This is a genomic window from Kitasatospora sp. NPDC001309 (genome assembly GCF_042896295.1).
Classification (GTDB): Bacteria; Actinomycetota; Actinomycetes; order Streptomycetales; family Streptomycetaceae; genus Kitasatospora.
Genome location: NZ_JBIAXC010000004.1, coordinates 18,802 through 41,313, shown reverse-complemented (window position 1 = coordinate 41,313; position 22,512 = coordinate 18,802). Strand labels below are relative to the sequence as shown.

General features: G+C 76.3%; 19 protein-coding genes. 16 read left to right on the top strand and 3 right to left on the bottom strand.

All coding sequences use genetic code 11. The features are described 5' to 3' along the window. The first annotated feature begins 27 nt into the window (after nt 1–27). The 3 genes from ACFY2K_RS05530 to ACFY2K_RS05520 all read left to right on the top strand — a co-directional run bounded on the left by ACFY2K_RS05530 (nt 28) and on the right by ACFY2K_RS05520 (nt 5,250). The gene (locus ACFY2K_RS05530) at nt 28–1,383 is read left to right on the top strand and encodes an SWIM zinc finger family protein (RefSeq protein WP_380593735.1); all 1,356 of its coding nucleotides are present in this window, start codon (nt 28–30) and stop codon (nt 1,381–1,383) included. 50 nt (nt 1,384–1,433) lie between these two features. Then, nucleotides 1,434–4,160, top strand: a complete 2,727-nt coding sequence (locus ACFY2K_RS05525; RefSeq protein ID WP_387709755.1) for a DUF6493 family protein — start codon at nt 1,434–1,436, stop codon at nt 4,158–4,160. Between the two features lie 142 nt (nt 4,161–4,302). Continuing rightward, nucleotides 4,303–5,250: a DUF389 domain-containing protein gene (locus tag ACFY2K_RS05520; protein ID WP_380526875.1), complete on the top strand. Its 948-nt coding sequence runs from the start codon at nt 4,303–4,305 to the stop codon at nt 5,248–5,250. Nucleotides 5,251–5,305: 55 nt separating this feature from the next. Here ACFY2K_RS05520 and ACFY2K_RS05515 read toward each other — a convergent pair whose 3' ends face one another. From ACFY2K_RS05515 to ACFY2K_RS05505, 3 genes are all read right to left on the bottom strand, one after another. After that, the gene (locus ACFY2K_RS05515; RefSeq protein ID WP_375885300.1) at nt 5,306–6,475 is read right to left on the bottom strand and encodes an MBL fold metallo-hydrolase; all 1,170 of its coding nucleotides are present in this window, start codon (nt 6,473–6,475) and stop codon (nt 5,306–5,308) included. Between the two features lie 379 nt (nt 6,476–6,854). Then, a complete protein-coding gene (locus tag ACFY2K_RS05510; RefSeq protein ID WP_380404942.1) occupies nt 6,855–7,307 on the bottom strand; it encodes a MaoC family dehydratase in 453 nt (150 codons plus the stop codon). Nucleotides 7,308–7,414: 107 nt separating this feature from the next. Continuing rightward, nucleotides 7,415–7,933 carry a pyridoxamine 5'-phosphate oxidase family protein gene (locus ACFY2K_RS05505; RefSeq protein WP_387709753.1) on the bottom strand — a complete coding sequence of 173 codons (519 nt, stop codon included), beginning with the start codon at nt 7,931–7,933 and terminating at the stop codon, nt 7,415–7,417. A 149-nt stretch (nt 7,934–8,082) separates the two neighbouring features. Here ACFY2K_RS05505 and ACFY2K_RS05500 point away from each other — a divergent pair, with 149 nt between their 5' ends. The 13 genes from ACFY2K_RS05500 (at nt 8,083) to ACFY2K_RS05440 (ending at nt 22,377) form a co-directional block, all read left to right on the top strand. Further along, nucleotides 8,083–8,934, top strand: coding sequence for a hypothetical protein (locus ACFY2K_RS05500; protein ID WP_375884939.1), 852 nt, complete (start codon nt 8,083–8,085; stop codon nt 8,932–8,934). Nucleotides 8,935–9,215: 281 nt separating this feature from the next. After that, nucleotides 9,216–9,695 carry a hypothetical protein gene (locus ACFY2K_RS05495; protein WP_375884940.1) on the top strand — a complete coding sequence of 160 codons (480 nt, stop codon included), beginning with the start codon at nt 9,216–9,218 and terminating at the stop codon, nt 9,693–9,695. Continuing rightward, nucleotides 9,689–10,627, top strand: coding sequence for a hypothetical protein (locus ACFY2K_RS05490; RefSeq protein ID WP_380593729.1), 939 nt, complete (start codon nt 9,689–9,691; stop codon nt 10,625–10,627). Before ACFY2K_RS05495 ends, ACFY2K_RS05490 begins: the two co-directional genes overlap by 7 nt. 65 nt (nt 10,628–10,692) lie before the next feature. Continuing rightward, nucleotides 10,693–11,541 carry an SAF domain-containing protein gene (locus ACFY2K_RS05485; protein WP_387709750.1) on the top strand — a complete coding sequence of 283 codons (849 nt, stop codon included), beginning with the start codon at nt 10,693–10,695 and terminating at the stop codon, nt 11,539–11,541. Next, nucleotides 11,541–12,890, top strand: coding sequence for a hypothetical protein (locus ACFY2K_RS05480; protein WP_380641962.1), 1,350 nt, complete (start codon nt 11,541–11,543; stop codon nt 12,888–12,890). Before ACFY2K_RS05485 ends, ACFY2K_RS05480 begins: the two co-directional genes overlap by 1 nt. Then, complete coding sequence (locus tag ACFY2K_RS05475; RefSeq protein WP_387709748.1) at nt 12,880–14,508, top strand: CpaF family protein; 1,629 nt, start codon at nt 12,880–12,882, stop codon at nt 14,506–14,508. The genes ACFY2K_RS05480 and ACFY2K_RS05475 overlap by 11 nt, the downstream gene beginning before the upstream one ends. Next, nucleotides 14,505–15,467 carry a type II secretion system F family protein gene (locus ACFY2K_RS05470; protein ID WP_380526866.1) on the top strand — a complete coding sequence of 321 codons (963 nt, stop codon included), beginning with the start codon at nt 14,505–14,507 and terminating at the stop codon, nt 15,465–15,467. The genes ACFY2K_RS05475 and ACFY2K_RS05470 overlap by 4 nt, the downstream gene beginning before the upstream one ends. Next, nucleotides 15,464–16,342 (top strand): hypothetical protein, encoded by an 879-nt coding sequence (locus ACFY2K_RS05465; protein WP_375884955.1) that lies wholly within the window; start codon nt 15,464–15,466, stop codon nt 16,340–16,342. Before ACFY2K_RS05470 ends, ACFY2K_RS05465 begins: the two co-directional genes overlap by 4 nt. Before the next feature lie 60 nt (nt 16,343–16,402). Then, nucleotides 16,403–16,702 (top strand): hypothetical protein, encoded by a 300-nt coding sequence (locus ACFY2K_RS05460; protein WP_387709745.1) that lies wholly within the window; start codon nt 16,403–16,405, stop codon nt 16,700–16,702. Between the two features lie 47 nt (nt 16,703–16,749). Beyond that, complete coding sequence (locus ACFY2K_RS05455; protein WP_375884959.1) at nt 16,750–17,124, top strand: TadE/TadG family type IV pilus assembly protein; 375 nt, start codon at nt 16,750–16,752, stop codon at nt 17,122–17,124. Nucleotides 17,125–17,264: 140 nt separating this feature from the next. Then, nucleotides 17,265–17,633: a pilus assembly protein gene (locus ACFY2K_RS05450; protein ID WP_375884962.1), complete on the top strand. Its 369-nt coding sequence runs from the start codon at nt 17,265–17,267 to the stop codon at nt 17,631–17,633. A 149-nt stretch (nt 17,634–17,782) separates the two neighbouring features. Continuing rightward, a complete protein-coding gene (locus ACFY2K_RS05445) occupies nt 17,783–18,265 on the top strand; it encodes a hypothetical protein (RefSeq protein WP_375884965.1) in 483 nt (160 codons plus the stop codon). Continuing rightward, on the top strand, nt 18,265–22,377 hold the full coding sequence (locus ACFY2K_RS05440) for a LysM peptidoglycan-binding domain-containing protein (RefSeq protein WP_387709743.1): 4,113 nt from the start codon (nt 18,265–18,267) through the stop codon (nt 22,375–22,377). Before ACFY2K_RS05445 ends, ACFY2K_RS05440 begins: the two co-directional genes overlap by 1 nt. Nucleotides 22,378–22,512 lie beyond the last annotated feature (135 nt).

Genomic DNA, 22,512 nt, shown 5'->3' with positions numbered 1-22,512 from the left:
TCGGACCGGTCACCTAGCGTGCTGCCCATGACGCAATCCGCACAGGCGTACGCCTACCTGCGCCCGTCGGCCGTCCTGGACGGCGCCGCCGGCCGGAGCCTCGACCTGGCCACCTCCGGCGGCGCCACCCCGCTCGGCGCGGCCGCCAACCCGCGCTTCTTCGCGGGCTTCCTGGCCGAGCCGGCCCCGGCCGCCGCCGCACTGCTCGCCGTCGCGGACGTCGCCGCCGCCCGCTACCACCAGCCGCGGCTGCGGGCCTCGCTCGACCCGGTGGTCACCGCGAACGGGGACCGGCTGCGCTTCGAGTCCTTCTCCGGCTGCTGCGGCGTGTACGCCCGGCTCGACGTGCTCGGGGCGGGGCTGGACGGCGGCGAGATCGGCCACGGCACCACCAACGTGGACGTCAACGACCCGCTGCGGGAGGCGCTGACCAGGATCGGCCCGGCCGAGCCGCTGCACCTCGCGGTCGGGCCGGACGCCCTGGAGGTCACCGGCCTCGACGGCCCGCTGGTCGAGCGGAAGGTGCCGCTGCCGGAGCGCTGGCTGCGCGGCTTCGCCGAGACCCAGGTGGTCGCCGCCGGCTTCGACCTGCGCGCCGAACTCGGCGCCGCCGAGGCCGTGCGCTTCCTGCGCTCCCTGCCGCGCGGCGGCCGCGGCGGCGTCGGCTGGGTCGTCCCGGCCGGGCGCACCCTGCGGCCCACCACCCGTCCGGTGCCCGGCGCCGTCTGCCTGCCCGGGCCCGAGCGGCTGGTCGCCCTGCAGCGCGTGCTGCGGCACGCGCTCGGCCTGCGGGTGTACGGGCCGGTCGCCGGCCCGGCCCCGACGGCCTGCGCCTGGGAGGTCGTGCTGCCCGGCATGCGGCTGACCCTCACCCTCTCGCCGGACGCCTCGCGCGGCTTCTCCGGCGAGGGCGGCGTACTCGACGCGCTCGCCACCGGCACGGTCGAGCAGGACGCCGAGCTGATCGCGGTACTGCTCGCCTGGGAGCCCCGGATCGAGGTCGCCGAGCTGGCCGAGCAGTCCGGGCTGGGCGTCGAGCGGGTCCGCGCCGCGCTCACCCGGCTCGGCACCGCCGGGCAGATCGGCTACGACACCGCCGAGGCCGCCCACTTCCACCGGCGGCTCCCGTACGACGCCGGGCGCGCCGAGGCCGCCAACCCCCGGCTGCGGGCCGCCCGGGCGCTGGTCGCGGCGGGTGCGGTGCGGCTGGAAGGCGACGGGGCAACGGCCGTCGTCACGGTGGACGACCACATCCAGCGGGTGCGGACGGACGCGTCGGGGCGGGTGAGCTGCACCTGCCTGTGGTGGGCCAAGTACCGCGGCGGGCGCGGGCCGTGCAAGCACGCGCTGGCGGTCGGCATGGTGCGCGAGGCCGGGGCATGAGCACGGGGGAGAGGGCGGAAAGGGTGGACAGAGCGGTGAAGGTGGCGAAGATGGCGAAGGCGGAGGCGGAGATCGTGGAGCGGACGGCGGGGCCGGTCGGGGAACTGCTCGCGGCCGTCCGGGTCGGGTTCGTCGAAGCCGTCCCGGAACTGCTGGCCGAGCTGGACAAGGTCCAGCGGCGGGAGTGCCTGGCCGCGCTCAGGGAGCTGCGCAAGGAGCTGCGCGACGACTGGTCGCAGTCCGGGACGGACACCCGGGGCGCCCTGCTGATCGCCGGAGCCGGCTGCCACCCCGGCCCGGCGGGCGCCGCCACCTGGCTCGCCGGTACCGACTTCGGCAGCCGCGACTGGGCCCGGCACCCGGCCCTGCACGTGGTCGTCGAGTCCCAGCCGCAGGAGTGGCAGATCGAGGTGGCCACCCGGCTCGCCCAGCGGCCGGTGCGCTCCTGGGGCTGGTCGATGCACCCGCTGGTCGAGGCGATCGTCCGGCGCACCGGCTGCGCCGTGCCGGTGAGCGAGCCCTTCGTCCGGGGCTGGTTCGGCGCCCTGTCCACCGAGTACGGCCCCCGGCCGCCGTTGGTCGAGCGGCTGCGGGCCGACGCCCTGACGCCCGTCCTACTGCCCCGGATCCTCGAACTCGCCGACATCGGTGGCACGTTGACCCGCCGGCACAGCCCCCGCCGCGGGGACGTCTGGACCGAGGCGATCGCCGACCTGGCCGCGGCCGGGCTGGTGGACCGGGTCGAACTGCTCGACCGCTGCCTGGCCCGGCTGCTGCGCGGCGGCAAGGCCGCCGACCAGCGGGCCTTCCTGGAACTGCTGCGCGCGCTCGACCCGACACCCGAGGAGTACGCGGCCAGGGTACGGGACGTCCTGGCGCTGCTGGACGGGCTGTCGGTGATCGCCGGCCACGCCCAGGAGGTGCTCGCCGGACTGGACGAGGCCGGGCTGATCGAGCCGGAGACGCTCACCGAGGCCTCCGCGGTGGTGCTGTTCCGGACCGAGAAGAAGCTGGTCAGGGCCCAACTGGCCTGGCTGGAGAAGGCCGCCCGGCGCGCGCCCGACCGCTCCGGGCCGGTGGTGCTCGCGGCGGCCGGAGCCTTCGGCCACCCGGACCCCGGCGTCCAGGAGCGGGCGCTGAACGTGGTGGCCCGTCACCTCGCCGCGGCGGGCGCGGCCGTGCTGCCCGAGCTGCGCGGCGCCGCCGAACTGCTCCACCCCGCCCACCACGCCCGGGCCGGGGAACTGTTCGGCGCCCCGGTCGGTGGCGGTGGCGGCGACGACCCGGCGGGCGGATCGGAGGAGATCCTGCCGCCGGTGCCCGGGCCGCGCCCGCTCGGGGCACCGATCGGCTCGGCGGCCGAGCTGGCCGAGGAGCTCTCCGCGCTGCTCGCGGCCCGGGAGCCCGAGGTCGCCGCCTTCGAACGGGTGCTGGACGGACTGGTCCGGCAGGCCCACCTGGACCGGGCCGCGCTCCTCGCGGCACTGGAACCCGTCCGCCGGACGCACCCCTGGCAGGGCGCCGGCCACTGGGCCGACTGCACGCCCCGGGACATCTCCTACGTGGTGGCCGCGCTGGCGGGCGAGACGCCGTCACGCCGGCTCTGGGACGCCCTCACCGGCAGCGGACGCACCCCGCTGCGCGGCCCCCGCACCAGCCCGCACGGCACCGTCCTCGCCGCCCGGCTGGAGGAGGCCGCCTGGCAGGTGACCGCCAACCGCCCGCCCTACCTGCTCGCCGTCCCGACCGACACCACCGGGGCGATCGAACCGGCGGCGCTGGTCGAACGCCTCGCCGGGTACCAGGCGGCGCGCATCACCCCCGGCCAGGCCGACCTGTGCGCGGCCCTGCTCAGGGTCCGGCCGACCGCCGAGCCCGAGGTGCTGGCCGCCGCCGAGGCGCTCACCTCGCCCGCCGGGCGGTGGCTGGCGCACTGGCTGCGCACCGGCGGCCTGCCCGGACAGCCCTCCGAACGGGTGCTCTTCGCGCCCGGCCGGGGCGTGCGGAGCCGGCGGACCTACCTGGACCGCTGGTGGGAGGAGATCGAGCGGATCGTCGTCGCCCAGCCGGGCACCGGCTCCGGGCCGACGGGGCCGGCCGGCGAGCGGCTCGCCCCGGAGTTCCGCAAGCTGCTCGACCCGACCGGGCCCAGCGTCTCCCGGGCCCGCGCCGTCGAGGAGTGGGTCTGGCGGCCGGTCCCGCACTGGGTGGCGGTCCTGCCCCACCACCGGGAGGAGCTGGCCGCCCGCTGGCTCGACCAGTTCGCCGCGGGCGCCGACCGGGACGAGCGCGGGGCCGCGCGCCACCTCCCGCTGCTCGCCGAGTCCGGCGGCCCCGCCGGACTCGCGCTGCACCTGGCGCTCGCGTACGGGCTGGGCGCCCGGCACGCCGAGGACCGGACCGGCGCCCTCGACGCGCTGCTGGTGCTCGCCGCGCGCGGGGAGCTCGACGGCGGGCTGCTCGGGCGCGAGCTGGGCGAACTGGTCCCGCTCGGGGCGGTCAAGCCGACCCGGCTGGTGGCGGTGCTCGGCCAGGCGGCGGAGACCGGCGCGCACCGGACGGTGTGGACGGTGCTGCGGGCCGCGTTGCCCGAGCTGCTCGGCACGTCCGGGCCGACCGTCCGCGGGCTCGGGGACCTGCTCGCGCTCGCCGCGGACTGCGCCCGGCGGGGCGGGGCGCGGGGCGCGGTGGCCGAGGTGACGGCGGCGGCGGAGCAGGGTGGGTCGAGCCGGGTGGTGAAGGAGGCCCGGGCGCTGCGGGACGTCCTCGCGGGCTGAGCGGGGCTCATGTGTCGGCGGGACGGGCCGCGAGGGACGGGCCGAGAGAGCGGGCCGAGAGAGCGGGCCGCGAGGGCGGGCGGGGCGTCAGGTTCTAGGGTGGGCGGGATTTCCGATCCGTCCGCTACGTACCGGAGAGCCCGTGCTGCACCTTCGCCTGATCGTCCCGCCCGACCTGCGCGAGCCGGTGCTCGGCTGCCTGGACGACTCCGTCGGGGTCACCCACGTGGTGGTCCTGCCGGACGCGGCCGTCCGGCCCGCCGGGGACGTGGTGCTCTGCGACGTGGCCCGGGAGGCGCTGGACGAGGTGCTGGGCGCACTGCGCGGGACGGGCCTGGTCGAGCGCGGGGCGATCGACGTCTCGGCGCTCGACCTGAGCCTCTCGGCGGCGGCCGACGAGGCCGAGCGGCTCGCCCCGGGGGAGGGGGCCGACGCGCTGGTGTGGGAATCGGTCTCCGAGATCACCCACGAGGAGTCCACCCTCACCTGGGTGTTCCTGGCCTTCCTCACCGTCGCCACCATGCTGGCGGCCTGCGGCTCGGTGCTGGACAGCGCCATCCTGGTCGTCGGCGCGATGGCGGTCGGCCCGGAGTTCGGGCCGCTGGCCGGGCTCTGCGTGGCGATCGTCCAGCGCCGCGCGCGCCCGGCGCTGCGCTCGCTGAACGCCCTGGTCACGGGCTTCCTGGTGGCGATGGCGCTGACGGTCTGCTTCGGACTGCTGATGGACGCGCTGGGGCTCTTCTCGGAGGAGCGGTTCGACGCCGCGCGTCCGAACACCTCGTTCATCTGGCAGCCCGACGCGACCTCCTTCGTGGTCGCCTTCCTGGCGGGCGTCGCCGGGCTGCTCTCGCTGACCTCGGCGAAGGCCGGCACCCTGGTGGGCGTCGCGATCTCGGTCACCACCGTGCCCGCCGCGGCCAATGCGGCGGTCGCGCTCGGGTACGGCAAGGTCGACCAATTCTGGGGATCCAGCGTGCAGTTGCTGCTGAACCTGCTGGGGATCGTGCTGGCCGGGGTGCTCACCCTGGTGGTGCAGGAGGCGGGCTGGGCGGTGATCCGGCGCCGCCGGGGGACGGCGTCGAACAGCTGACGGCGAACAGATAACAGCGAACAGATAACAGATGACAGATTTCAGCGAACAGATTTCAGATGACAGAGTTTGAAATCTGTTCGCTGAAACCCGTCGCCTGTTCCCGCACCTCCGTCCGCTCCGCGACCAGCGGCTCGATGCCGCGCGGCCTGGCCGCGACGGCGCGCCACCACAGCCGCAGGGCCGGCGGGTCGGCGGGCTCGAAGGGCTTGCCGGGGCGGGGGACCGCCAGGTGGGCGCCGAGCGCCTGGGCGGCGGTGACCACGCGCTCGGCGGGCTCCTCCCAGGGGTGGATCGCCAGGTTGAAGGTGCACCAGTGGATCGGCAGCAGCAGCTCGCCGCCCAGGTCCAGGTGCGCCCGGACGCCCTCCTCCGGGGTCATGTGCACCTCGGGCCAGAACTCGCTGTACGCCCCGACCTGCATCATCGTGGCGTCGAACGGGCCGAGCCGGCGGCCGATCTCCGCGAAGCCGGGGAAGTAGCCGGTGTCCCCGCTGTGGAAGATCCGGTGCCCGCCGCCCGCGACCACCCAGGACGCCCAGAGGAACAGCGCGCTGGTGCGCGGACCCCGGCTGCAGTAGTGCCGGGCGGGCGTGGCGGTCAGGGTCAGTCCGGCGACCTCGGCCGACTCCCACCAGTCCAGCTCGACGATCCGCCCGGCCGGCACGCCCCAGTGCTCCAGGTGCGCCCCGACCCCGAGCGGTACGGCGAACACCGCGCCGCTGCCGATCAGGGCCTTCACGGTGCGCATGTCGAGGTGGTCGTAGTGGTCGTGCGAGATCACCACCACGTCCACCGGCCCGAGTTCGGACAGCGGCAGCGGTACCGGGTGCAGCCGCTTGGGGCCGGTCCAGCCGAAGGGGGAGCAGCGCTCGCCCCAGACCGGGTCGATCAGGACGCGCCGCCCGCCGATCTCGGCGAGCACGGTGGCGTGCCCCAGCCAGGTGAGCCGCAGTCCGGAGGCAGGCGGGGCGGCGAGGTCGACCGGGAGCAGCCGGTGCACCGGCACCGCTGCGGACGGCGCCCGGCGGGTCTTGTCCCCGCTCAGCTGGGCGAGGGTGATCTCCAGCGGGCTGCGCTCGTAGACCAGGCGGCGGGTGGGCACCGGGTTGCGGAAGGCGCCGTCGGAGAACTGCGGCGAGCGGCGGATCCGGGCCAGCCGCTCGCCCCGGGGGTCGGCCCCGAAGGCGTCGGTGCGGACCCGGTGCCAGGCGGCGCGGGGCAGCCCGGCGAGGCCGGGGAGTGCGCGCTCCGGGGCGCCGCAGCCGAGCGCGGCCCGGTCGGCGTCCGGTGCGCTGGGCGGCGGTGCGAACTGTGACGTCAGACCGGCGAGACGGGAGAACCACGGGACGGGGCGGGGCACGGCTCCTCCTGGGACGGTCACGGCTACCGGGCAGGCCGGGGCGCGTACCCCGGGGGCCGTGGGGCCACTGGGGTACGACAACCATCTCGTCGGACGTTACTCGCCGTGGGCCGTTCGGACCCGGCGAAGAGCCCGGCGCGGTCCAATCGGCGTACCCGGCACGCGCCGCCGGCGCCGAGCCCGGCCCCCGCGCGGTGCGGGTGCCCGGCGTCCGGGCCGCGCGCCCGTCGCCGGCCCGCCGCTACGCGTAGAAGCGGGTGATCGCCTCCGCGACGCAGTGCGGCTTGTCGCTCTGCTCGCTGGTGATGGTGAAGCGCACCACCGCCTGGACCCCGCCCGGCACCTCGGTGGCCGAGAGCAGCTCGGCGGTGGCCCGGATCGCGGTGCCGACCGGCACCGGGGCCGGGAAGCGCACCTTGTCCGAGCCGTAGTTCAGCGCCATCCGCACGCCCTCGACGCCGTAGCACTCCTTGGCCAGCACCGGGATCATCGACTGGGTCAGGTAGCCGTGCGCGATGGTCGAGCCGAACCGGCTCTCCTTCGCCCGCTCCGGGTCGACGTGGATCCACTGGTGGTCGCCGGTCGCCTCGGCGAACAGGTCGATCTTCCGCTGGTCGATGGTGTGCCACTCGCTGGTGCCCAGCTCGGTGCCGACGGCGGCGGTCAGCTCGGCGAGGGAGGCGAAGGTCGTCACGGTGCGCTCCTGGAGGGGACGGCCCCGGGGAGGGGTCACGGGGCAGGACGCCGGAAGCGTATGCCTACCCGCCGGTACCTGTCAGGAGCGGAGTGCGAAACCCGAGCTCAGGGCCGCAGCAGCGGTCGGCCGAGCGAGCCCTGCCCGAGCGAGCCCTGCCCGAGCGAGCCCTGCCCGAGCGAGCCCTGCCCGAGCGAGCCCTGCCCGAGCGAGCCCTGCCCGGTCGGGAACAGCCGGCGGCCGCTCACCAGTTCCGGCACCAGGGCGATGAACAGCGGCTCCGGGTCCCCCACCCACGGCCGCAGCCCGGAGCGCAGCACCCGGCGCACCTGCTCGGGCTCGCTGACGGCGTCGGCCCGGCCGTGCACCAGCACGCTCCACCCGGTGCGGGTCACCGGGTCCAGCAGGTCCGCCTGGAAGGCCACCACCGTGCCGTCGAGCCCGCGCGCGGTGGCACTTCCCCGGCGCACGGCGAGCACCAGCCGCCCGTCCAGGACCTCGAAGGAGACCGGCAGGACGGCCGGCAGCGCGTGCTCGGTGTACACCACGCGCCCGACGGGCACGGTGCTGAGCAGCCGTAGGCACTCGGCCTCGCTCAGGGTCTGCACTCGGTCCTCACGCTCCATGCGTCCGATCGTCCTCGGTCGGCGCGGGCGTCGATAGGGCCCATGGTCCCTGAGCGGACGGGCCGGGAGCCCCGTCGGCGCCCGGCCGGAGCGGTAGCCTGCCCCGCGTCGGGATCGGTGGAGGGGCGGGCGCAGGAGGGGGCGGACGGATGGCCGGCGGGGTCGATCTGGTGGTGATCGGTGCGGACGGCGGGCCCGAGCGGGCCTACGGCGGGTCGGCGCACGCCCCGGCGGGCGCCCGGCTGTTGGCCGAGGTGCTGCCCGGGATGTGCTTCGACACCGGCGCCGCGGGCTGCCGGGTGACGGCCGTGGCGCCGGACGCGGACGCCAACGCGATGCTCACGGCCGTCCGGGACGCGGCCCGGCGCCCCGGCCGCTGGCTGGTGGTCTGCCTGGTCGGCCAGTTGGTGGCCGACCCGCGCGGGCGCCGGCTCGCCCTGGTCACCGGTGGCAGCACCCCCGGCAACGCCTACCGGCGCGGCCTGGCCTGGGACTGGGTGGTCAGCGCGATGGTGCACGGGGACCAGGAGGAGGCCCTGCTGCTGGTCGACGCGGTGGCCGACCGGGACACCTGGACGGCGCTGGAACGGCCCGGCGAGGACAGCGCGGGCGAACTGCTCAGCTACTCCCGGGTCCCGCTGTGGGGCCGGATCGGCCGCTACGCCCCGGGCAGACGCGGCCGGGACGCCGTACTGCCGGGCGAGGAGGGCTCGTTCAGCCGGGCGCTCACCACCGTCCTGCACCACGGCGTCCCGGGCGCCCCGGCGGCGGTCGCCCCGCTGGACCTCCAGCCCGCCGTGGCCGGACTGCTGGACGGGGGCGATCCGTCCGGCGGTCCGGGTACGCCGGGCGCGCGCCTGCTCGTTCCGCCGCACGGCGGGCGCCTGTTGATGCGCAATCGGGCCGCTGTTCGGGGCGCATTGGCCGGATTGTCGCTTTCCGAAGAACTGTTGGCCGTTCTGTGGCGGGAAAGTGCCCCGACGGAACCGCCTTCCGCGTAAGGTCAGGGGGCCTGAGGTGTTGCCGTGATGGGGTGGGTTGGCGAAGAATCGATCCCCAGTGGAAACATCGGCGGGTCTTCGGAATTCTCCTGGCGACCGTTGATCACGGATCGGCTCGGTCGCGACGAGGTGGGGCGATGCGGCAGCGCGGAAATGTGTTGCGCCCTGGGGCGATCGGGACTGGCGGGGCGGTTCTGGTGTTGCTGCTCGGCGCTTGTGCGAGTGGTGGTGGCGGTGGTTCCGTGGATCGTCTCGGGTCGCCCGTGCCCACGGTTGCGGGAGTGAACCCGTTAACTCCTTCGGGTGGTCCGGCAAACGGCGCGATCGCGCCGACCGACGGGCCGGAAGGGGCCCGGGGGCGGCTGGCCCTGAGGACGTATCAGGACTGGTGGCAGGCGCAGGCCACGGCCTACGGGCGTACGGATTCGGACGGTTCCGCGCTCGAGGCGTACTCCTCCGGTCGGGCCCTGTCCGACGCCCTGGTCGACCTCCGTCAACTCCACGACGCCAAACTGGTGATGACCGGAATGCCGCGGAATTCGGCGGTGGTGAAGGCCGTCGACCTGAATGCCGATCCGCAGACCGCCGTGATCGAGGACTGCGTCGACCTCTCGGACTGGCACAGCGTCGATGCCGTCACCCGTACCGCGAAGGATCCGGTCGGCCGACTGAACCGCTATGCCGCGACCGCGTCCCTGCGATGGTTCCAAGCGCACTGGCTGATCTACGACTTCAAGCGGGAGGTGGACCGGACATGCTGAACGCAAGGAAACCGGCCCGACGGTTCGCGGTCGTCGCTTCGTTGTCCGCCGGACTGCTGTTGTCCTCGGCGGTGACGGCGACGGCGGACGAACCACCGGGCACCGGGGCGGATAACTGTTCCCTGAACGTGATCTGCTCGCACACCGGCACCGGCGGCAGCAGCACCAGCACGCCCGGAACCTCGCAGGGCGGGGGCGACACCGGGGGCGGCGGGCCGCAGTTGTGCAGCTACCACGACACCCAGTGGGCCTGTTACGACCCGGAGCGCGGCTACTTCAACAGCGACGTCGGGTGCTACTTCCGGCCCCTGGACCAGCAGCCGGCCGAGGGCGACAAGGCCTGGGAGGGCCACAAGCCCTCGGAGGGAACGGTCTACTCCAAGGTCTGCCCGCAGACCGCCGGCGGGCAGGACGGCCTGCAGACCCAGTTCGTGAGCAACGCGGCGGGTGCGACCCCGGTGATCAACCTGACCGTCCAGGCGAAGCTGCTCGCCGACCGGATGGTCTTCCCGGCGCCGAAGGCGGGCCTCGCGCCCAAGGAGACCGCGGTGGTGAAGGCGCCGGTCTGGCTCTGGGCCGAGGGAATGGTGGCGCCCAAGCCGAGTTCGCTCGCGGTGCCGGGCGCCTCCGTCACCGTCACCGCGCAACTGGACGGCATGACCTGGGACTTCGGCCAGGGGATGACGGTGGACTGCGCCACGGCCGGGACACCGTACGACCCCGTCTACAAGGACGCGAAGTCCCCCGACTGCGGCTACGAGTTCGCGGCCGGCTCGGGCACCCGCAAGGGCGGTGTCTTCACCGGCACCGTGACCGCGCACTGGCGGGCCCATGTGGTGATCACCGGGCCGCAGGCGAAGACCTTCGACATCGACATGCCGCGCGGAGCGGACCTCGCGCTCAAGGTCGCCGAGGTGCAGGTCCTCAACTGACGGCACCACAAGGGCCGTTCGGCCACTGACGAGCAGAAGAGCGAACGAGGGAAGGGCGGAACCCGGTGGAGAACCGTACATTCGCGACGCCGGGGTCCGGCACGCCGGCGGGCGCCGCGGTGTCCGTGGCGGTACCGCAGCAGCAGGAACAGGGCCGGGCCACGCCACACGCGCCCGGCCGCACCCTGCGGGCCCGGCGCCGGCGCCCCGCGGTGCTCGCCATGGCGGTCGCGCTGATCGCGGCCGGCGGGCTCGGCGGCGCCGTCCTCTACAACAGCACCGGTCAGCGGGTCGCGGTGCTGGCGCTCGCCCGGGACGTGCCCTGGGGGCAGGTCATCACCGACGACGACCTGGTGGTGGCCCGGATCGCGGGCGACCCGGCGCTGCGGCCGGTCTCCGCCCAGGACCGGGCCAGGGCGGTCGGCCTGCGGGCCGCCACCGACCTCAAGCGTGGTGCCATGCTGACCGGTTCGGACCTCGCGCGGGGCCTGACCGTGCAGCCGGGGCAGATCGTGGTCGGGGTGTCGGCCAAGCGCACCCAGCTGCCCGCCAGCCGGCTCCAGCCCGGGGTGCAGATCGTCGTGGTCAACACCCCCGACAACGGCCGGCCCGACTCGCTGGCCGCGACGGTCATCACCGTCGGCCGGGTGGACACCGACGGCAGCCAGGTGGTCGACGTGGCGGTCGGCACGGCGGACGGGCCGCGGCTGGCGCAGTGGGTGGCCGGCGGACGGATCCAGGTACTGCTGGCCCCGCGCGCGGCCACGGACGGCGGCGCCCCGGCCTCACCCTCGACCGCCCCCTCCGGCGCGGCCCCCACCGGCGCCGCACCCTCGGGCACGACGCCCCCCGGCGGCGCGGCCCCCACGGGCGGTGGCGGGCCCTCGACCCCGGCCGGGGCGGGTGGCGCCTGATGGCGGTGATCGCGGTGGTCGGCGGCCCGGGCGCGCCCGGGGCGACCACCACCGCCCTGGCACTGCTGCTCGCCTGGCCGCTCCAGCCCGGCCGCCGGATCCTGCTGGTCGAGGCCGACCCGGACGGCGGCGCGGTGCTGGCCGGCGCCCTGGAGGGCCGGGTCGAGGCGGTGTACGGGCTGCGCAACCTGGCCGTCGCCGACCGGCGCGGACTGCTCGCCCAGACCATCTGGGAACAGCTCATCGACCTCTCGCCCGAGGGCGACGCCGAGCGGCTGCTGCTGCCCGGCCTCACCGACCCGGTCCAGGCCTCCGGCCTCACCTACACCTGGGAGCCGCTCGCCGAACTGCTGCACGGCATCGAGCAGCAGGGCTACGACGTCATCGTCGACCTCGGCCGCTCCGGCGCCACCGGGGCCGGCGCGGTGCTGGCCCGCCGGGCCGACGTGGTGGCGGTGACGGTCCGCAGCACGCTGCGCGGGCTGAGCGCCGCCCGGCCGCGGCTCGCCGCGCTCGGCGAGGACCTCGCCGCCGCCGGGACCGGGACGGACGCGCTCGGACTGCTGCTGGTCTCCGAGGGGCCGTACTCGGGCGCCGAGGTCTCCCGCGAGTTCGGCCTGCCGGTGCTCGGCGAGCTGCCGCACGCCCCCCGCACCGCCCGGGTGCTCTCCGACGGCGGGGACACCACCGACCGGCGGTTCATCCGCTCGGAGCTGATGCGCACGGCGCGGTCGGCGGCGGACGAGGTGCAGCTGCTGGTCCGCCGACGGCGGCAGCGGCTCGCGCCCACCGCGAGCCCGGCGGCCGCACCGGCGCCCGCCCTGGGCGCGGCGCCGGGCGGGCCCGCGGCGACCGGTACCGCGACCGGCGGGCCGGCCGCGCCGGTGGCGCCGACGCCGGTGCCGCCCGCGCCGACGCCGCCCGCGCCCGTGATGCCCGCGCCGAGCCCGTACGGGCAGACCGGGTACGGGCAGCAGGTGTACCCGGACCGGACGTACCAGGGGCAGGCCCAGCCCGGCCACCCGCAGCCCGGCTACCAGCAGCCCACCCACCCGCAGTCCGGCCACGGCCGGCCCGGGTACGGCCAGGCGGCCCCCGGGCCCGTCCCCGGTGAGGCGGAACCGCCTTCGTACGCCCCGCCGGTGATCGTCACCGGCCCGGTCGCGCCGCTCGCCGGGCTGGCGCCGCAGCCGGCCGCCCCGGCGCCGTTCCCGGCGCACGTCCAGGGGGCCGCCGGGCCGGCCGGCGAGGAGGACGGCCCCTACCAGCTCCAGCAGCCGACCGTGACCGACCGGCGGACCGACGACCGCCACCCCTACGACCCCGGGGAGGTGCTCCGTGCGCGGTAGCCCCCTGCACCAGCACCCGACGGCCGACCCGGCCGCCCTGCCCTGGGCCGCGCCCGTCCCGGCCGCCGCACCGCCGCCGCAGGCGTACCGGCCGGGCCCCGTCGTGCCCCAGCCCGGGCTGCCGCAGTCCGCGACCCAGGGGCCGGCCGTCCCGGGCGGCGGCGCCGCCGCCGGGCCGACCGCCGTGCCCGCCCAGCTGCCCTCGCTGGACGTGCGCGGCAGCGCCACCCGGCCGGCCGTCGACACCCAGGTCGCGCGCGAGCTCAAGCGCCAGGTCGCGGCCGAACTGCACCAGCAGATCACCCGGTTGACCACCACCTCCGGGGCCGAGCCGGACCGGGCCACCCGCCGGCAGCGCGGCCGTGCGCTGATCGAGGAGGCGGTCGCCCGCTGGTCCGACGCGTACGCCCAGACCCACGGCATCCCGCCCACCCGGGAGCAGGACCGCGCCCTCGCCGAGGCCGTCTTCGACCTGCTGTTCCGGGCCGGCCGGCTGCAGCCCTACCTGGACGACCCGGAGATCGAGAACATCCTGGTCAACGGCTGCGACGACGTCTGGGTCTCCAAGGTGCACCAACCCCTGCGCCAGGTACCGCCGGTGGCCGACAGCGACGCCGAACTCGTCGAACTGCTCCAGGACCTGGCCCGCCAGCACGGCGGTGGCGAGCGCAGCCTGTCCACCGCCAGCCCCACCCTCGCCCTGCGCCTGGAGGGCGGCATGCGCCTCCAGGCGCTGACCGAGGTGACGCCCCGCCCGTACGTGGCGATCCGCCGTCACCGGGTGGCCTCCGCGACACTCCCCGAGATGGTCGAACTCGGCACCCTGGACGGGTCCTTGGCCGCCTTCCTGGCCGCCGCGATCCGGGCCCGGAAGAACGTGATGATCACCGGCACCCAGGGCGTCGGCAAGACCAGCCTGCTGCGCGCGATGGCCGCCGAGATCCCGCCGGACGAGCGGATCGGCACCCTGGAGTCGGAGTTCGAGCTCTGGCTGCACACCCTCGGCCACCTGCGCCAGGTCGTCCCGATGGAGGCCCGGGAGGGCAACGGTGAGCGCGTCGAGGGCCGCCTGGCCGGGGAGTTGACGATCGGCGACCTCATCCCGGCCGCGCTGCGGATGACCCTCTCCCGGATCATCGTCGGCGAGGTCCGCTCCGGCGAGGTCGTCCCGATGCTGCGGGTGATGACCAACGGCGAGGGCGGCTCGATGTGCACCCTGCACGCCCGCGGCCCGCACATGGTCGTCGACCGCATCGCCGAACTCTGCCTCGAGTACGGCTCGCACATGACCGACGCGCTCGCCTACCGGCTCACCGCCAACGCCCTGGACCTCATCGTGCACGTCTCCATGGTCGACGAGACCGCCGTCGGCGGCCGCCGGCACCGCTTCGTCTCCCACGTCCTGGAGGTCACCGGCCTCGGCGAGAGCGGCCGGCCCGCGCTGAACACCGTGTTCGGCCCCCGGCCGGACCTCGGCGAGCCGCGGGCCGTCCCGCACACCCCGCCGCAGTGCCTGGACGACCTGCGCCGGGCCGGCTTCGACGCCTCGCTGCTCGGCTCCCGGTACGGGAGTTGGGCCGCCCCGCTCCAGCTGCGGATCGGCGGTGGCCCGCGATGATGCTGCTCTTCGCCCTGTGCGGGCTGGCGCTCGCGGGCGGCCTGGTCGCCCTGGTGGCCTGGGCGCGCGGCAGCGAACCCGCCGACGAGGACGAGCCGGCCGGCCGGGACAACCCGCTGGCGGGCCGCGCCCACGTGTTCTGGTACGGCGCCCCCGGCAGCGCCTCGCTGCGGATGGTGCGGCTGCGCCGGATCCAGCTGCCGCTGGCCCTCGTCGGCGCCCCGCTGGCCTGGCTGTTCACCCGCATCCCGCTGACCGCGCTGCTGGTGCCGCTGGCGGTCTTCGGCCTGCCCTGGCTGTTCGACACCACCCGCCCGGACACCCACCGGATCGAGCGGCTGGAGGCGCTCTCCGAGTGGACCCAGCGGATCGCCGACGTGCTGCTGCTCGGGGTCGGCCTCAACCAGGCGATCGTCACCAGCCGCCGCACCGCCCCCGCCGCCCTGGAGGAGGAGATCGGCGAACTGGCCGCCCGGCTGCAGGCCCGCTGGCGGCCCGAGGAGGCGCTGCACGCCTTCGCCGACAGCCTGGCCGACGCCACCGCCGACAAGGTGCTCGCCGCCCTGGTGCTGCGGGCCGGGGACAGCGGCCCGGGGCTGGCCCGGACGCTCTCCGACATGGCCGAGTCGGTGCGCGAGGAGGTCCGCCAGCGCCGCGCCATCGAGGCCGACCGGGCCAAGCACCGCACCACCATCCGCTGGCTGGTGGGCATCATCGTGCTGGTCGTCACGATCGGCTCCTTCAACAGCGAGTACACCCGCCCGTACGGGACCTTCCTCGGCCAGATCGTGCTGGCCGTGGTCGCCGCCCTGTTCGTCGCGATCATCGCCTGGATGCGGGCCCTGGCCGCGCACCCGCCGGTGCCCCGGCTGCTCGCCCCGGACCGGCGCAGCAGGAGCGGGCGCCGGCTGCGCGGGTCCGCGCCGGAGCCGGCCGAGCGGCTCGGGGAGGTCCGGTGATCTCCCCCTGGTCCGTGCTGGCCGGCGCCGTCGCGGCCGGCGGCCTCGCCCTGCTGGTCGCCGAACTGCGCCCCGCGCCACCGGACCTGCGCCAGGCGCTGGACCGGCTGCACCGCACCCCGGCCGACCGCGAACCGGACCCGGACGAACGGCCGCGCTGGTACGACCGGATCGGCGAGCGCTCGCTCACCCTGCGCGGGGTGACGATCCCGCGCCGCGAACTCGCCCTGATCGGCCGCACCCCGGCCCGCTTCATGGTGCACAAGCTGCTGTTCGCCGCGCTCGGCCTGCTGCTGCCCGCCTACCTGGGCGCGATGGCCGTGCTGATGGACGTCGGCCTGCCGTTCGCGCTGCCGCTCGTCGCCGGGCCGCTGCTGGCCGGGCTGCTGTGGTTCGTCCCGGACGGCGTGGTGCGCGGCGAGGCCAAGGAGGCCCGCACCGAGTACCTGCACGGCATCGCCGCCTACCTGGAACTCGTCGCGATGGAGCGGGCCGCCGACTGCGGCCCCGCCGAGGCGCTGCGCCGGGCGGCCTCGGTCGGGCAGGGCGTGGTGTTCCGGCGGATCCGCGACGCGCTGGAGCGCGCGGCCACCGACCGGCTCCCGCCGTGGGCCGGACTGGACGCGCTGGCCGAGGAGTTGGGCCTCACCCCGCTCCAGGACGTGGCCGACATCATGCGGTTGTCCGGCACCGACGGCGCCGCCGTGTACGACACCCTGCGGGCCCGGGCCAAGGGCCTGCGCGGCGAACTGCTCGCCGAGGACCTGGCCCGGGCCAACGCCGACAGCGAGCGGATGGTCGCGCCGGGCGCCGCCCTGACCCTGCTGATGACCGTCCTGATCGTCTTCCCCGCACTCCACCAGATGCTCAACTGACCTTCCGTGACGTTCCCGACCGAGCAGCTGACACCACACACCACACCCCGGGAGACCCCGATGACCGTACGACTCGCCCAGCTGGCAGGCCGGGTGCTGCGGCCCGTCCTGCTGCCCGTGCAGTTCGCCCTGCTGCTGTTCACGCTGCGGATGGGCCGGCTGCGGGCCGCCCGGGCACGCGGCGACCGCGGCGCCATCAGCATCGAACTCGCCCTCGCCATCATCGCGTTGGTGTTCGTCGCCGGGGCCGTCGCGACCGCGCTGTACCTGTTGAAGGACAAGGTGGTCACCAAGGTCGAGCAGGACCCGAACCTGCCCGGCGGTGGCGCCGCGGGCGGCGCGGGGGGCGCCACCAAGTGATCCGGGTCCGTCGTCGTCCGCTCCGCCGTCGGGGCGACCGGGGATCGATGAGCATCAGTCTGGCCATCGTCTTCCCGGTCGTCCTGCTGCTCCTGCTGCTGGTCGTCCAGGCCGCGTTGATCTGGTACGACCGGCAGGTCGCGCTCACCGCCGCCCGGGAGGGCGTGGACGCCGGCCGGGTGCAGGGCAACGCGACGGCGTCGGCGGCGACGGAGGCCGCCGCGCGGCAGGCCCGGGACTTCCTGGACCGGCAGGGCGTGCACGCGTACCAGGTGGGGACGGACGGCAGTTCGGACGACACCATCAAGGTGACCGTGGAGCTGACGCCGCCGCTGCTGATCCCCGGGCTCACCGGGCCCACCGTCCGGCAGTTCGCCGAGGCGCCGCGCGAGCGCTTCGTCCCCCCGGTGGTGAAGCCGTGAGGCGGTCGGCGCGGGCCGGTGCCGACCGGTCGGGACGGCCGGGGCGGGCGGCGCGGCCGGGGTGGCGCGGGCGGCTGCGGAGGCCGAGGCGGCCGGACCGGGGCGGGATCGCGATCGAGGCCGCGATCGTGGTACCCGGCGTGGTCGGACTGGTGCTGCTCGCGATCGCCGCCGGGCGGGTGCAGACCGCGGCCGGCACGGTCGAGGCCGCGGCCCGGGTCGGGGCCCGGACCGGCTCGCTCCAGCGCAGCGTCGCCGGGGTGGACGGGCCCGCCAAGGAATCCGCGCTCGCGACGCTGCGCCAGCAGGGCGTGTCCTGCCGCACCTCGGACGTCCAGGTGTCCGAGGCGCCGATGGACCTGCCGGGCGGCCGGGTGGTGGCCGTGACGGTCACCGTGACCTGCGACGTCGAACTCGCCGACCTGCTCGGCGGACCGTCCGGGCTGCCCGTGACGAAGCACCTCGTCGGGGAGTTCACCTCGGTGATGGACCGCTACCGCGGCACATGACGACGGCAGGCGGCGGCGCGCGGGCCGCAACGGGCGCGGCCGGGGGATTGGGGACGGCCCGCGCGGGGGAGACGCAAGCGGAGAGCGCTCGGGGGATGACGCAACGACACCGAGGGGCGCCCGGTGGGGAGCCGGTGGGGAGACACCGTGTGGATCGGGGGGAGAGGGTGCGGGTGCTGAGCGGGCTGCGGGACCGCCGACGGCGTACGGCCGGGCGGCGGTCCGACCGGGGCGCGGTCGCCCTCTTCGTGGCGATCTGCGCCGCCTACCTGGTGCTCGTCATCGCGTTGGTGATCGACGCGGGCGGCCGCCTGCGGGTCGCCGAACGCACCGACGCCTACGCCCAGGAGGCCGCGCGGGTCGGCGGCCAGCAGCTCGACCAGGCGGACGTGTTGCAGGGGAAGGGCTTCAAGGTCCGCCAGGACTACGTCCGGCAGGCCGCCGGGATCTACCTCGACCGGTACGGCCTGAAGGTGGACGAGGTCGTCTTCTCCGACGACGACAGGGTCGTCACCGTCACCGTGCGGGCCGACTACCGGCCGGTCCTGCTGGGCGCCCTCGGGGAGCGGAAGGTAACGGGCAAGGGCAGTGCGACCCTCGTCCACGGAGTCGAGAAAGCGGAGACCCACTGATGGCCGCGCCACGTGCCAAGGACCAGGCCCGTACCGCCCAGGCCCGTACGGTTGGGGCCGGCACCGGCCCGGGCGGAACCGGGAACGGCGGAACCCGGAAGGGCGGCAAGCCGACGGTGAGGGGGCACGCCCGCCCCGGGCGCCGCCGACCCGGCCGCGGCGGCGCGGTGCTCGCCGCGCTCGCCGCCCTGGTCACCCTGCTCGCCCTGCTGTTCGGCGTGCCCGCCCTGCTGCTGTACGGCACCCGGGCGGTCGCCTCGATGGGCGAGGTCGCCTCCGGCGGGGTGGGCGAGGCGCTCACCAGTCCGGACGACGGGCGGCTGTTCCTCTGGCTGCTGGTGGTGGTCGGCTGGCTGGCCTGGGCGTGCTTCGCGCTCTCCGTCCTGCTGGAGGTCCCCGCCCAGCTGCGCGGCCGGATCGCCCGCCGGATCCCGGCCTTCGGCTGGAGCCAGCGGATGGCGGCCGGGCTGGTCGGCTCGGTGCTGGCGCTGCTGCCGGTGGCCGGTTCGGCCTTCGCCGCGGTGCCCGAACTCACCCAGGGCCCGTCCGCCCAGGCGCAGTTGACCCCGGGTGTGCACCGGGCCGCACTGCCCGCCGCGCAACCCGCCGCGGCGCCCGTCCAGGCGGCGGACCAGCAGCCCACCTACACCGTGCGGGACAGCCGCCCGGCCGACAGCCTGTGGTCCATCGCGGAGCGCCAACTGGGCTCCGGGGAGCGCTGGGTGGAGATCGCCAAGCTCAACGAAGGCCGGGTGATGGGCGATTCGGGCACCCGCTTCGACGCGGAGCGGCCGATCCAGCCCGGCTGGCAGCTGCTGATGCCGACGGACGCCAAGCCGGACGAGGCGAAGGCCCCGGCGCCCGCCCAGACCTCAGGGCCGGGCCAGGCCCCTTCGGCCGGTGACTCCTCGCCCGGTGACTCCTCGGCCTCGGCGACGGCCGCCGCGGCGCAGGTGCCACAGGCCGGGACGGAGCCGGAGGCGGGCGGGCAGAAGACGGTGACCGTCCGGTCCGGGGACAGCCTGTCGGCCATCGCCCAGCGGGAGCTGGGGGACGCCGAGGCCTGGCCGAAGCTGTTCGAGGCCAACAAGGGTGTCCAGGCGCCGGACGGGGAACGGCTGACCGACCCGGACGTGCTGGAGCCGGGGATGGTGCTCACCGTGCCCGGAGCGGCCGCACCGGCGCCCGGGCAGACGCCCGCGCCCGCGTCCACGCCAGCACCAGCGCCTGCGGGTTCTGGTTCCGGGGCCGGGGCCGGAGCGGGAGCCGGGCAGACGCCCGCCCCCGCCGCCACGCCCCAGCCCGCGCCGGCCACCCAGTCCCCGGCGCCGACCCACGCCCCCGACCGCGCGCCCGCACCCGCTCCCGCCGCGCACGCCTCCCCGGCACCCAGCGACGACTACAGCGTCGCCCTCGCCGCGTCCACCGTGGGCGTGCTGCTCGCCGCCGTCATGGTCGGCACCGTCGCCTACAAGCGCGGCACCCAGCAGCGCGGCCGCCGCCCCGGCCACCGCATCGCGATGCCCGAGGCCGAGGCCGCCGCCTTCGAGAACGAACTGATGGTCCGCCAGGACCAGGCCGGCCTGGAGCTGCTCGACCGCTCGCTGCGGACCCTGGCCCGCCACACCACCCGCGGGGGCAAGCGGCTGCCCGCGATCGTGGCGGCCCGGATCACCCCCGACCACACCATCGAGCTGCACCTGTCCGGCCCGGCCACCCCGATCGCGCCGTTCCGCGCCGCGCACGCCGCCAACGTCTGGTGGTGCAGCGAGGAGTCCTCCGACCTGCTGAGCCCGGCCCAGGCCCGCAAGACCCCCGCGCCCTACCCCGCGCTGGTCACCCTCGGCACCTCGCCCGACGGTTCGGTGGTCCTCGCCGACCTGGAGGCCGTCCGGCTGCTCCACCTGTCCGGGCACCCCGACGACGCCCGCGCCGTGCTGCGCACCCTCGCCATCGAGCTCGCCCACAGCCCGCTGGCCGACCGGCTCCACCTGCACCTGGTGGACCTCGCCGAGGAGGTGCCGATCACCGGACCGGCCGCCGAGCGGGTCCACCGCCACCCCACCCTGGAGGCGGCGCTCGCCGCGCTCGGCCCGCGCACCGCCAAGGCCCGCGCCACCCTGGTCGCGGCCGAGGCCACCAGCCCGCGCGAAGCCCGCAGCCGGGGCCAGGCGGACGAGTCCTGGGTGCCGGAGATCGTGCTCTGCGCCCAGCAGCCCGGCGGGGACACCCCGGCCGAGCTCGGCCGCCTGCTGGACGCCCGCCCGCGCACCTGCGTCGCCGTCATCACCCGGGCCCCCGAGCGCGGCACCGGACCGGTCGCCCGCTGGACCCTGCCGACCACCGGCCAGGCCGCCGTCCCCGGCCTGCACCTGAGCGTCGAACTCCAGCGGCTGGACGACCACCAGTACGACCAGGTCGCCGAACTGCTCCGGGCCGCCGACGACACCACCCAGCACCCGGCACCCGCCTGGACCCTGGACGGTCCCGGCCTCGACCCGGACGAGGACACCGACACCACCGAACTCCCGCTCGCCGTACCGGTGCTGGCCGCCGTCGGCGCCCCGGGGGCGGCGGCCGAGGAGGACGCGGGGGCGGCGGCCGGGCCCCGGCTGCTGACCCGGGTCATCGGGACCGGCGCCAGCCCGTTCGCCGGGACTGACCCGGTCGCGCCCGCTCCTGCGACCGCGCCCGCCGCCGTCCCTGCTCCCACGCCGCCCGGTCCGGCGCGCTTCGCCGTCAACGGGCAGGGGCGGCAGGCGGCCACCGGGACGGAGCAGCCCGCCGACGAGGCCACCCGCGACCTGCGGCTGCCGGGCGGGCCGGGGGAGTCCGGGGAGTCCGCAGAATCCCCGGAATTCGCGGAGCCCGCCGAGGCGCCGGTCGGGCCCGCCGGGCCCGCCGGGCCTGCGGAGTCGACGGCGGTGGACGGCCCGGCCGAGGCCTCGGTGCCGGTGCTCCCCGTCCAGCCGGTGCGGCCCGTGGCCCCGCAGGCGCCCGTCGTGCCCGCTGCGCCCGTCGTGCCTGCCTCGCCCGCCTCGCCCGCGTCACCCGCCGAGCCGGTGCCGACGCACCAGAGCGCGCCCGCGCCCACCGGCGTCGACCCGCGCGTCCCGGCCCGGCCGGAACCCGGCGTCGGTCCCGCCCCCGCCCCCAGGGTCGTCCCCGGGGCCGCCCCCGGTCCCGAGGGTGGTCCTGGCCGCGGCCGAGAGGGCGGCTCCGCCGGTACGGCGCCGGCCACGGTCGAGCCCGGCCCGGCCGCCGTCGCGCCCGTCGCCCGGACCACGTCCGGCCGCAGCGACAGCGACGACCTGCTCGCCATCCTGCGCTCCCCGGAGGCGCACACCCCGCGCAACGCCCCCCGGATCCGGCTGCTCGGCCCGGTCGACGTGGCGGGCACCCCCGGCGCCGTCGAACCCGGGGCGCTGCCCCGGCTCACCGAACTCGCCGTCTACCTCGCGCTGCGGCCGGGCGCCGACCACCACGCGCTCGACCACGACCTGCACCCGGGCGCCGCCCACCTCGACCCGCACCCCACCGCGGCCGACGCCAGGAGCCCGCTGCCGGCCAAACTCGCCGACCTGGCGGCCTGGTTCGGCAGCACGCCGGACGGCCGTGCCCACCTGCCCACCGACACCACCGAGGGCTACTCCTTCGCCCCCGTCGTCACCTGCGACTGGGACGAGTTCCGCAGTCTCTACCGGCGCGGCATGCGCAGCACCAGTGCCACCGCCGACGCCGCCCTCGCCCACGCCCTGGCGCTGGTCCGCGGTGCCCCGTTCGCCGAGGCGCCGCCGGCCTCCTACGGCTGGGCCGAGGCCGAGCGCCAGGACATGATCGCCGCGATCGTGGACACCGCCCACGAACTCGCCGCCCGCCGCCTCCAGTACGGCGACCACCGCAGCGCCGAGGCCGCCGTCTTCCGCGGCCTCGCCGTCGCCCCGGACGTCGAACTCCTGCACCGGGACCTCTTCTACGCCTACGCGTCGGCCGGCGCGCGGGACCAGCTGCTGCGCGCGGTCAACCGCCTCGACGCACTGAGCCGCCGCACCGGCCGGGACCTGGACGCCGACACGGTCGCCCTGCTGCGGGACCTGCTCGCCGGGTCCTGAGCCGCTGGTCCTGAGTCGACGGTTCCTGAGCCGCTGGTCCTGAGTCGACGGTTCCCGAGCAGGCGAGGCCGCCCGGATGTCCGACCGGCCGTACCCGATCCACCGGGTCCGGCCGGTCGGTGTCGGTCGTGGCGG